The organism is Streptomyces sp. WAC04114 (genome assembly GCF_019733245.1).
Lineage (GTDB): Bacteria > Actinomycetota > Actinomycetes > Streptomycetales > Streptomycetaceae > Streptomyces > Streptomyces massasporeus_A.
Genome location: NZ_JAIGQA010000093.1, coordinates 19,631 through 30,350, shown reverse-complemented (window position 1 = coordinate 30,350; position 10,720 = coordinate 19,631). Strand labels below are relative to the sequence as shown.

General features: G+C 70.5%; 6 protein-coding genes. 2 read left to right on the top strand and 4 right to left on the bottom strand.

Translation table 11 applies throughout. The features are described from left to right. Positions 1 to 871 (bottom strand): helix-turn-helix domain-containing protein (locus tag K4G64_RS22910; protein WP_221757897.1); only part of this gene is annotated, 871 nt, incomplete at its 3' end. 134 nt (positions 872 to 1,005) lie between these two features. Between K4G64_RS22910 and K4G64_RS22905 the strand changes: the two genes are divergently transcribed. Beyond that, complete coding sequence (locus K4G64_RS22905; RefSeq protein WP_221757896.1) at positions 1,006 to 1,566, top strand: SRPBCC family protein; 561 nt, start codon at positions 1,006 to 1,008, stop codon at positions 1,564 to 1,566. A 248-nt stretch (positions 1,567 to 1,814) separates the two neighbouring features. On the opposite strand, the gene drmC is transcribed toward K4G64_RS22905, so the two are convergent. Genes drmC through drmA form a run of 3 tightly spaced genes read right to left on the bottom strand, consistent with a single transcriptional unit; the run spans position 1,815 to position 8,313 of the window. Continuing rightward, the gene (drmC, locus tag K4G64_RS22900) at positions 1,815 to 2,594 is read right to left on the bottom strand and encodes a DISARM system phospholipase D-like protein DrmC (RefSeq protein WP_221757895.1); all 780 of its coding nucleotides are present in this window, start codon (positions 2,592 to 2,594) and stop codon (positions 1,815 to 1,817) included. Further along, on the bottom strand, positions 2,591 to 4,486 hold the full coding sequence (drmB, locus tag K4G64_RS22895) for a DUF1998 domain-containing protein (protein WP_221757894.1): 1,896 nt from the start codon (positions 4,484 to 4,486) through the stop codon (positions 2,591 to 2,593). The genes drmC and drmB overlap by 4 nt, the downstream gene beginning before the upstream one ends. Then, entirely contained in the window at positions 4,483 to 8,313 is a 3,831-nt protein-coding gene (drmA, locus tag K4G64_RS22890; protein WP_221757893.1) for a DISARM system helicase DrmA, read from the bottom strand. The genes drmB and drmA overlap by 4 nt, the downstream gene beginning before the upstream one ends. A gap of 181 nt (positions 8,314 to 8,494) precedes the next feature. Here drmA and K4G64_RS22885 point away from each other — a divergent pair, with 181 nt between their 5' ends. Then, positions 8,495 to 10,666 carry a DEAD/DEAH box helicase gene (locus K4G64_RS22885; protein WP_221757892.1) on the top strand — a complete coding sequence of 724 codons (2,172 nt, stop codon included), beginning with the start codon at positions 8,495 to 8,497 and terminating at the stop codon, positions 10,664 to 10,666. Positions 10,667 to 10,720 lie beyond the last annotated feature (54 nt).

Genomic DNA, 10,720 nt, shown 5'->3' with positions numbered 1-10,720 from the left:
GGGTGGAGGTGGGCCGGGTGGGGGGCGGTGTGGTGGCCTGGGCGAGCAGAGTCAGCGCGGCATGCGAGGGTGAGCCCGTCTCCGTAGTGGCAACGACGACGACGGGGCCTGGCCCGTGGCTCAGGGTCTGCTGGATGACGGTGAGAGCGCCGACCAGCGGGTGCCGCATCTCATATGCGGCGACGGTGCACGGCTTGACCCGGTGGTCGGCCCACATCGACGCGAACTCAGCGCTTTTCGAGCCCAGTTCGCCCACCAGCGCGTGCAGCGCGCCGTCCTGCGGGTGCTGCCCGGCCACGAGCCGCAGGTTCCCCACCACGGCCCTGGCCTTGCTGGGCCAGTCCGCGTACAGCCCGCGGGTGTGATGGTCGAGGAACACCAGTCGGGCCATGTTGGGACGTCCGCCGGGACGCTGCGGGGCGTCGGGGTCCAGGTGCCCGGCGAACAGTGCGTGGCCCAGCCGGTTCCATGCGAGGACGTCACTGCGTCGGCCGAGCACGACCGCGGGAACGTCCCCCAAGACCGCAAGCAACTGACGGGTCGCCTCGCTCACCCGCTCCGGCGCGGGCCGCCGGGTCCGCGGACGGTCCCGGTCCGCCTGGGCCAGGTCGTGCAGGTGCAGCCGCTCGGACTCGTCCAGCCGCAGCGCCCGGGCGATCGCGTCCAGTACCTCGGGGGAGGCCCTCTGCGACTGGCCCTGCTCAAGCCGCGTGTAGTAGGAGGCACTCACACCCGCCAGCAGCGCCAACTCCTCACGCCGAAGCCCCGGAACACGTCGGCGCTCGCCGTACGTGAGTACTCCGACGTCCGCGGGACGCAGCTGGGAACGCCGCGTCCTGAGGAAGTCTCCGAGCTGTGCTTGACCCTTCATGGCTCCGAGTATCGACCGCTCCCCTGCGCCGTGCCTGCCCCGGCCGGGGATAGGCACGGACGGGTCTGGCTGCCGGGTCGCACCTTCGGTGAAGTGGGCACCTCCGATCCCCCCGCGACACCCAGGAGGATGCCTTGAGCGCCATCACCAGCGGACTGGAGCCCTTCGAGGCACTGGCAGCATCAGACTTCGCCTTCACCAGACGGGCTTGGGTCGACGCCGCACCCGCCCGCGTCTACGAACTGGTCAGCGACGTGTCGGCGATCAGCCGCTGGAGCCCCAACGCGAGCGACGTCACCTACGACCACAACGCCGGGCCGAGCGTCGGTGCCTGGTTCAGCGGGCGCAACCGCAGGGACGGAAGGGAGTGGACCACCCGCTCCCAGGTCGTGCGAGCCGATCCCCCCACCGCGTTCGGCTTCGTCGTCGGCGGCCGCGAGAACGGCATCGTGCAGTGGGGCTGGACAATGCGTCCCAAGGGTGACGGCACGCTCGTCCAGCAGTCCTGGCAGCTCCTGCGCCTCGACCCGGTCCTCGGCACGACGCGCGCCGACTTGGACGCGCTCCGCCGCTATATGGAGGACAGCGTCGAGACCACCCTGGTGTCCCTGGCCCAATGGATCGCCGAGGACCGCGTGCGACCCGAGAGCACCGGCGCAGCCGGCACGCGACCGCACACACGGTCAGAACCGTGACGACGCCCGGCCGGCCGACCGCCGAGCTGGATGACGCCGAGCTACTCGGCGAGCTTCTCGACCCGGCGGGTGGAGACCCGAGCAGGCAGGCGGTGGCCACCTTCGGTATGAGGGCCTCCTCGTGCCGGCCCCCTGCTTGGAGGAGCCAGTTTGGGAAGTACCTGGCCTGCCGCAAGTCGGGGACGGTGAGCTCTACCGTCCCGGCCCAGGTGTCCCCGCCAGTGCGCTCACCGCAAGCAAGGAAGTCGTCAACCGACAGCTTCACGTGCCGGGAAAGGCCTGAGTATGCCGAGACGCTGCAGTTCGACAATGTGCTCTGCCGTGCGCCGCGGTGCTTCACCGCCGGTCACCAGCACACCCGCCTCGATGTTGCGCCGCGCGGCGGACTCGGTCAGGTTGGCGCTGCCGAGCAGGAGAGTGCGGCGGTCTGCGACCGCGAGCTTGGCGTGCTGGCGTGAGCGGCCCCGTTCGGCCCGGTCCCGTGCCCAGACCCACAGCAGCAGTCCCGGTACGGAGGCGAACGCTTCAGCCGGTTCCCTCCCCGAGAGGAGGCCGCCCGCACCGGCCAGGGTCTCGACCACGACATGCGTCTGGACTCCCCTGCCCGCAGCCTCTGTGAGGGCCCGGGTCAGGGCCGGATACGGACGAGCCGCATACGTCATCGCCAGCAGCTCGTGCCGCGCCTCGTCGATGACCTCGACCAGTACCTGAGCGGTGGCCCGCACCGGCACCGCTGGTGTCGAAGGGCCGCTCCACACGGTGCGGACCTGGACGGTGTCCCGGGCTTTGCGCCGGGCGGCGACATAGCCTCGCACGTACGCAGCCGCCTCGGAGGGCGGTACCGACTCCGACTGCATGGCATCGTAGAGCGCCGCGACAGGCGCAGTGACTCCCGGAGTCGCCAGTTCGGTGAGTATCCGTTCTCTGGTGCGTCCGCGGGCGAGCAGGCCGGCGAGATCCTTGCTACGAGAGAGGCCGAGAGCCGCAATGGCGGCCTCGGCGGCGTCCTCGAACGCGGGTCGGCTCACGGCAGCAGACCGACCGGCGTGAGCACCGGATCAGGGTCTCCGGTGACCGGGACGAGGAACCGACGGTCCAGGAACCTGTTGCCGCGTTCGCATGTGGTCTCCGACACGAACAGGCAGACATGGCAGGCGGCTCCGTGAAGGAAGTCCGCCGGGTCCTGCGGTAGGCGCTCGGCGCAGAGCGGGTCTGCCGAGCAGTGGCGGGCGTCGGTCAGGGCCCGGCGTACGATCCGGTCGAACTCCCGCTCCTCTGCCAGGGACACCAGGCCTCCCAAGGTGCCCTCGGAGTCGGGGACGGCGGTGTAGATGAGGATGCCGGTCCTCGGATTCTGTTCGTCGCCCGCGTAGATCCGTTCGGCGAGCGAGGCGGAGTTGTAGCCGCACTCCAGGGCGATGGTGCGGATCAGCAGGTGGGAGAGGGTGTGCAGGGCGATGTACCGCGCTCCGGGCCAGCCGGAGTAGGGGTCGAAGTCGCTGGTCTTGCGGTCCGACTTACGGTTGGCGCGGAAGCGTGCGTACGCCTGTCTGTGCGCGTCCATGTGCGGTGACTTCTCCATGCGCGCGGTCCATTCGGCCATCAGCCCGTCCCGCACGCGCAGGAAGACGCCCTCGCCGCGCACCTCGCTGGCCGGCACCCAGTTCCGGGTCCCGCGGGACAGCTCGACGCGTGTGGCGATCTCCGGTGATTCGGGGTCGGGCGCGTCGAGCCGGGTGAACCCGATCAGCGCCCGTGCCTCACGCAGCCGCTCGACCTGCCTGACGTCGGAGAACAGCTCGCTCAGACGGCCCGGCACGGGCAGTTGCCGGAGTGCGAAGTCGTCGCTGGGGATGGGAACCGGGCCGGAGAGCGCGTCCCATTCGGGTCCGAAGAGATCGGCCTGGACGTCCGGGGCGGAGGGGGCCGGCCCTGAGGTTCCCTGCTTGCGGGCCGCAATCGCCGCGACCACCGCGTCGGCGTCGAACTCCTTGAGGAAGGTGAACTTGGGCATGCGCGCCATGAAGCCGAACTGCCCACGGTCTTCGATCAGTTCGAGGTCTGGCCAGTGGTCGTCAAGGAGCTTGTCGATGTCTCCGCCTGGTGCCTTGGGCAGGGCCAGGGCGCTGAGGGTGAGCGGGAACCACTGATTGGACGCGCCCGCCACCATCAGGACCGGTTCCTGTGCGCAGCCGTTCGTCTCGTAAGTACCGAGATGTGGGTGCCGTCCACGGCACCCCGGCAGGTTGCGCCGTCCTCGTTCGCCCATGGCCTCCCGGATGTTGCGCTTCACGCCGCAGGCGACGCATTCGATGGTGACGTTCGCGGCCTGGTTGCCCCCGTGGTCCTTCATGCGCAGCTTGGGGCGCGGCGTCTTGCCGCAGGCCTGCCCGCGATGCACGTACGGGGTGTACGGGAACTCGTCGAGGTGCCCGGCGGTGCACACGAGGGTGAAACGGGCCGCTACGGCGAGCGGCTTGCCCCGCTTGCAGTCGTGGACGAACTTCGCCTCGTGCGGCGTCCGGGGGTTGGCGTTGACGAAGGCGAACTCGCCCGAGTCGATCGCGGCCAGCACGTTGCACGCGGTGCAGCGCAGCCACTGCGGGAACGGCGTGACGGGCACTCCGACACCCTGGGCCGCCCAGCCCTTCGGGTCCGCGTCGGCGCCCTCCAGCCAGGGAGCGGCACGCAGCTGCTCGATCTGGCCGCGTCCGTAGCGTTGGAGCGACCGGTTGACGGCGGCGCGCAGCCGGGGTTCGTCGATGTCGTAGTCGGTGACTCCGGAGTGATTCCAGGAGTCGATCCCACGGATCAGGACGGAGAAGTTGGGCAGGTCGACGAGGGCGCCGATCCCGGCGGTGAACATGAGGTGGCTGGGCCGTACGGCGCCGACTCTGCGGTTGCTGCCCTGGCTGCTCATCGCTGTGCCTTCCTGACCGTGTCGGCCGTGACGGGCCCGTACTCGTCGCTGTCCACCGTGCTCGCCGTGTCCGGGTCGGTGTCGGAGTCGGCGCCGGACGCGCCGAACGTCCAGTCGGGTCCGTCGCCCGAGGGCTCCTCCAGGAACGCGCCGCCGCCGGGGAGGAGCAGGTTGATCTCGTTCTCCGTCTCACGCATCGACATGCCGACGGTCAGCTCGGTCCACCGGGATCCGTCCGCCCGTCGCAGCAGGCCGTTCACGACGGTCGTTTTGTGCTTCTCCTTGCGGTAGGCGAGGGCCGCACTACTCTCGTCGCGTTTGCGGCGCCATTCGTCCTTGAGCCGGTCCAGACGTTCGCTCAGGTACTGGCGGGGCAGGTCGCCTCCCACCCGTTCGGCGCGTTCCAGGAGCCGCCGTTCGACCTCCTGGGCGAGCGGTCCGTCGAGGTCGACGTGGTGGGCGTCGAGGTTGCGGGAGGAGTCGTAGGCCGCGTGACGCAGGGCGGCGACATAGGTGGCGGCGACACCGCGGTCGAGTGCCCGGCGTGTGTAGGGGGTGACGGAGAGCGCCTCCACCTGGCGGTAGAACGTGGCGTGATAGTGCTCGAAGTCCTCGTAGTGGGCGAGGTCGCGGGGGCGTGACCAGTTGTAGAGGGTCACCACCAGGCCAGGGCGGGCGGCGTCGCGGCCGACGCGCGAGGACGCCTGGATGTATTCGGCGGTGTTCTTGGGCTGGCCCACGACGAGCATCAGCCCGAAGCGGGAGACGTCGACACCGACCTGGAGCATGGAAGTTGCGAGGACGACGTCGACGGCCTGTCGCGCGGTCGGTGTCATGGACGCGCGGGGTTCGCGCTTGTCCTTCATGGCGGTGGCGTACTCGCGCAGGAAGGCCCGCCTGCGCACCGAGGTGTCCCGCTCGGGGTCGAACTCGATCTCCAGCCGCTTCAGGGCCGCGCCGACGTCCGAGGAGGAGATGCGTGAGGTCAGTTCCTGGATGCCGAGCATCCCGGCCTTGCTGACGATGCGGTCCGACAGCGTGTCCTGGCCCTTGCGGCTACCGTTCGACCGCACACGGGTGGTGATGTCGTCGTCCATGTACCGCCGCATTCCGGCGAGTTCACGGGTCGCGTTGAAGTAGCCGACCAGCGTCATGTACGGGTCCGCCGGCCTGCCGTAGTCGTCGAAGAGCTGCTGTGCGGCGAGCAGCAGGATCTCCGCGACACGGATCTCGGCGGCCTTGAGGCGGGTGCCGTGGGCGCAGACGCCGAGGTAGCGGCGGCCGGGGTTCTCCCGGCTCAGGTCCACCTGCCGGGAGAAGAAGGTGTCGCCGACGTCCAGCACCTGGGGAGGGAAGACGGCGACCTTGCGGCCGAAGACACCGAGTACCTGGTCGGCGGCGCGTTTGGTGGTCGCGGTGGAGGCGACGATCTTGGGGCCGACTTCGTGTCGTCCTCCGTGGGCGTCGGTGAAGCGCCACGTGCACAACTGGTCGACGGCCGCTTCGAAGAGGCCCACGGTGGTGCCGAGGGCTCCGGAGATCAGGTGCAGCTCGTCCTGGATGATCAGGTCCGGAGGCCGCAGGCGGGTGACGGGCTGGGCGGTGACGCCGGGCAGATCTCCCCTGGCGTTGTGGCGGCCGCCGCAGCCGGTCTTGGCGTCCAGGTCGTCGTGGCGGTAGCCGTGGCGGGGGCACAGCTCGGTGACCCTGCCGAAGAGCAGGCCGGAGTAGCCGTTCCACGGGAGCTGGGCGAGCTTGTCGACCGTGGCGATCAGCAGGGACGGGGCCAGCCGGTAGATCTCCTCGTCGACGGTGAGCACCGGGATGCCCTCGCCGAGCGCTTCGCGACGGGAGAAGGGGCAGCGGTCCTCCCCCTCTCCGCGAGGGCAGTACAGCAGGATCCTGCGGCGCCCTTCGTCGTACTCCATGTTCGAGCGTGCGGTCAGCCCGCTGCCGCACCAGGGGCAGGTGAGGACCTGCAGGACACGGGCGTGCTTGTCGCTGGCGTTCTCCTTGGCCTCGGCGATCTGTTCCTTGGCCTCGTCGAACCAGTTCGGTGAGACGGAGGTGCCCACCCAGAGCCCGATACGGAACGGGGTGGGTCCCCAGCGCCGGTCCCGCGCGAACTCCTCACGACGCAGGACCTCGCAGGCGCTCACCAGGGCGGCGGCCCGCTGGAACTGCTGGGCGGTCAGCAGCCGCAGGGTGTAGCGCATGAGGACGCCGACGCCCGCCTCGCCGCTCCGGGCCTGCGCACCCGAGCCCAAGGTGCCCTGGAGGCGTCTCAGTGCGAAGGTGTAGGCGGCGAGTCCGAGATATGCCTCGGTCTTGCCGCCACCGGTCGGGAAGAACAGCAGGTCGACGAGGGCTTCACGGCCCGTGCCCCGGTGCGGGTGTCCGGGCCGGGTGAGGGAGTCGGTGTTCAGCAGGACGAAGGCCAGCTGGAAGGGGCGCCAGCTGGCTGCCGCCTTGCCCTTGCCGTACACCTCGTCGTAGGCCTCCCGGTAGGAGCGGGAGTCGTTCTCGCGGCCGGCGCGGGAGGTGGCGATCGCCGTGTTGCGGCGCTGCAGGGCCATGGCCCGGTTGGCGAACCGGAAGGCCAGCAGGGCCGTCTTGTCGGCCACGAGCCGGTCGATGCCGAGGGTGATGCGATCACAGACCTCGAGCGCCTGCTCGATGGCGGTCTCGGCCGCCGCGCGCAGGTCCTCGGGGAGTGCGGCGGCACTGCGACGCTGCTGCTCCAGCCACGTGCCGTAGCCGTCGGCCAACGGAGCCAGGGCGGCGCTGAGTTCGGCCCGCCGGGCGGGCACGGCGAGGTCCGCCAGCTCGTCCATGCCCAGTTCCAGACCCTGGAGGAGGACTTGTTCCTCGGGTGCCGGTGCGGTGGTCGCTCTGACGTCGTACTCGGGGAGCCAGACGGTGGTCAACCGGTGCGCGTTGCGCTCTCCGTCGCGGACGTGCGCGTGAACGGCGACGTTGCGGCCTGTGGCATGGCTGAGACTGTCCCGGTAGAGCAGGCGCAGCCGCCGCTCCTCGGGGTCCTCGGGCGCGTTGCCGTGGCTCGCGGGGTCGAGGGGGTCGTCGACCGGCAGGAAGACGGCCGCCTGGTCGTCGGGAAAGGCGGTGACGTCGATCTCGGTCTGGAAGAGCCAGTGCGCGTCACGCGCGTCCGCGCTGTCCTGCTGCCGGTTCACCAGGGCGAGTTCGACTATGCGCAGGTCCTCGGCGCCCGTGCGGCCCGTGTGCCGGCGTACCTGCACGTCGAGGACGACGCTGTCGCCGTCGAGCTGAACGATGCGGTCGGCCCCGTCGGTCACATCGATGTCCACCAGGCGCTCGACCGGCTCACGTGACCAGACCCGGCGCGTCGTACCCGGCCCGGTGGCCTCGCCCGACTGGCTGTAGCGGCCCCAGCGGACCGTGGCGCTGAGCGTGCCGACCGAGGCCGCGGCGGTGAAGGACAGCCCCATGGAGGATGCCCAGATGTGTCCGGCGGCCTGGGGACTCAGCCGGTCCTGCAGGTCGCTGTCTTCGCCTTCCTGCTCGTCGCCCGACTCGCCGTCCGCGCCCTGAGCAGCCGCACGGGCGACCCGGTCCGCGGTGACGGCTTGCGGGCGCGGACCGAGCATGCCGACCAGATACCGGTCGCGGGGACCCGAGGAGGCGCTCGGCAGGGTTTCCGTCTCACCGTCCCAGGGCCCCAGAAGATCCCGGCGGATGTAGTGCACGAGCGCGTCGCGCACCGCGTAGGAGTCCCCGGCGCGGAACGTCTGGGGTACTTCGTCGAGTGGGTGCGGAACAGCGGCCTGGGCAGGCTGGGCCGGCATGCGGTGGGTCCTTCCGGACAGGGCCTTGGGAGCACGGATGTGCACCGTCGGTGTGACAGCACGAGAAATATAGACCCGTTGACTCAGTTCACACAACGAAAACGGGAGGTCCCTCGCTCGGCGCTCCGTCGGTCTCTAGGCTGGTGCCCGCCCACTGCCTGTCCGCGACCCGAGGACCTCCATGCCCCGCCTCGCCCTCTCCGACGACTTCGTCACGGATCTGATCTCCCTGCAGAGACCTGTCCAGAAGGAGGTCAACGACACGATCCAGATGTTCCGGAGCCTGACCGTGCCTCAGCTCCACGCCAGCAAGGGAATGCATCTGGAGAAGCTCGAGCGGGCGCGCGACCCCCGGATCCGCACCATCCGGGTCACCAGGTTCTACCGCGGTGTCCTCCTCGCCCCGGACGACGGCAGCGAGTTGTTCACCCTCCTCAGGGTGGCGCCCCACGACGAGGCGATCAACTGGGCCTGCAAGCGCGCCTATTCGGTCAACAGCGCCACCGGGGGCCTGGAGGTCCGCAATGTAGAGGCACTCGAGCAGATGGAGACCTACTTCGAGACGAAGGCGGTCCGGACCCCTGACCGGCTCTTCGCGCGCCACTCCGACACCGTACTGCGTGACCTCGGCATCGACGAGCAGGTCCTGCGACTGGCGCGCGTGTGCGTCACCGCCGACGACCTGACGGTCATGGCGCCCCCCATGATGCCCGCGGATCAGTACGAGGTACTGGAATACCTGGCGGCCGACTGCTCGCCCCAGGACGTCTGGGAGCAGCTGATCGCCCCGCGCGGGCAGACGGTGCGCACCGCGGAGGACCGGCCGGCCGTCACGCTCAGCGAGGCGATCCTCAACACGCCCGACCGGATCGTGGAGGTCACCGGCCCCGGCGAGCTGGAGCGGATCCTCACCGAGGACTTCACCCGCTGGCGGGTCTTCCTGCACCCCGCCCAGCGCCGGTACGCCTACCACCCGGGCTTCAACGGGCCGGCCCAGGTGACGGGCGGCCCCGGCACCGGCAAGACGGTCGTCGCCCTGCACCGGGTACGGCACCTGCTGCGCACCGGACGCGAGGACGACCGGATCCTGCTCACCACCTTCACCAACGCCATGGCGGCCGCCCTGCGGGACAGCCTGGCCCTCCTGCTCGGCGAGGCGGACGCGCGGCTGCTCGACCGTGTCGACGTCACGACGGTGGATTCACTGGCCGCCAGGGTCGTCCGGGAAGCCAGGGGCGGCTCGCCGAAACCGCTGTCGGCCGCGGCGGAGAAGAGCGCGTGGACCCGTGCCGCCGCGCGCGAGGACCTTCCCTGGTCGGAGCGTTTCCTGGCCCAGGAGTTCCGGGGCGTCGTCCTGGCGCAGGGGCTGCGGACGCCCGAGGAGTACCTGAGATGCGTGCGCAGAGGGCGCGGCACGCAGGTGGGACGAGTCCAACGGGCCCGTCTGTGGCGGGTCATGGAGAAGTTCACGCGGGATCTGGCCTCGCGTGACTCCGCGACGTACACCATGGTGTGCGACCAGGCCGCCCGGATCCTGGCCGAGCAGGGGCCGCGCTACCGCCACGTCGTGGTGGACGAGGCGCAGGACCTGCACCCGGCCCAGTGGCGGGTGCTGCGTGCCTGCGTGGCCGATCAGGCCGATGACCTGTTCCTCGTGGGCGACCCCCATCAGCGCATCTACGACTCCCGGGTCTCGCTGCGGTCCCTGGGCGTCAACGTGCGGGGGCGGACGTCCCGGCTGCGCCTCAACTACCGCAGCACGGAGGAGATTCTGCGCTGGTCCGCGTCCCTCCTGGACGGTCAGCCGGTGGGCCGGCTCGGTGAGGACGACGAGGACGACGGCGGGCGGGACTCGCTGCGGGGCTACCGCTCCGAGCTGCACGGCCGCGTCCCGGTGGCTCGCGGTCATGGCAGCCAGGACGACGAACTGCGCGCGCTGGTGGAGCAGATCCGTACCTGGGTCGAGCAGGACGGTGTGAAGCCGTCCGAAGTGGCGGTATGTACCCGGTTCAACACACTGGTCGACGCCGTCATCGCCCGCCTGCGCCGGGAAGGCCTCCCCGCTGTCGCCGTCAAGGACGACCCCGGGCCTGCGGTTTCGGGTGTGCGCGTGGCGACGATGCACGCCATGAAGGGACTGGAGTTCCGCTGTGTGGCCGTCGTCGGTGTGACGGCCAACGCGCTGCCGTTCGCCCCGCAGGTGACGCCGGCCGACGAGGACGCCGTGCAGCACCGCTCGGACCTGCTGGCCGAGCACTGTCTGCTCTTCGTGGCCTGTACGCGGGCGCGCGACGCGCTGGCGATCTCCTGGAGCGGTGAGCGCAGCCGCATGCTGGACCCGGTCACCGGCTGAGCCGCGCGGGGCCCTGCCCCGCGGGCCGAAAGTCGGTCTGCGGGGCAGGGCACC

Coding starts and splice junctions, on each gene's coding strand:
- drmB (WP_221757894.1), bottom strand. CDS start 4,486: ATGAGCAGCCAGGGCAGCAACCGCAGAGTCGGCGCCGTACGGCCCAGC.
- drmA (WP_221757893.1), bottom strand. CDS start 8,313: ATGCCGGCCCAGCCTGCCCAGGCCGCTGTTCCGCACCCACTCGACGAA.
- K4G64_RS22885 (WP_221757892.1), top strand. CDS start 8,495: ATGCCCCGCCTCGCCCTCTCCGACGACTTCGTCACGGATCTGATCTCC.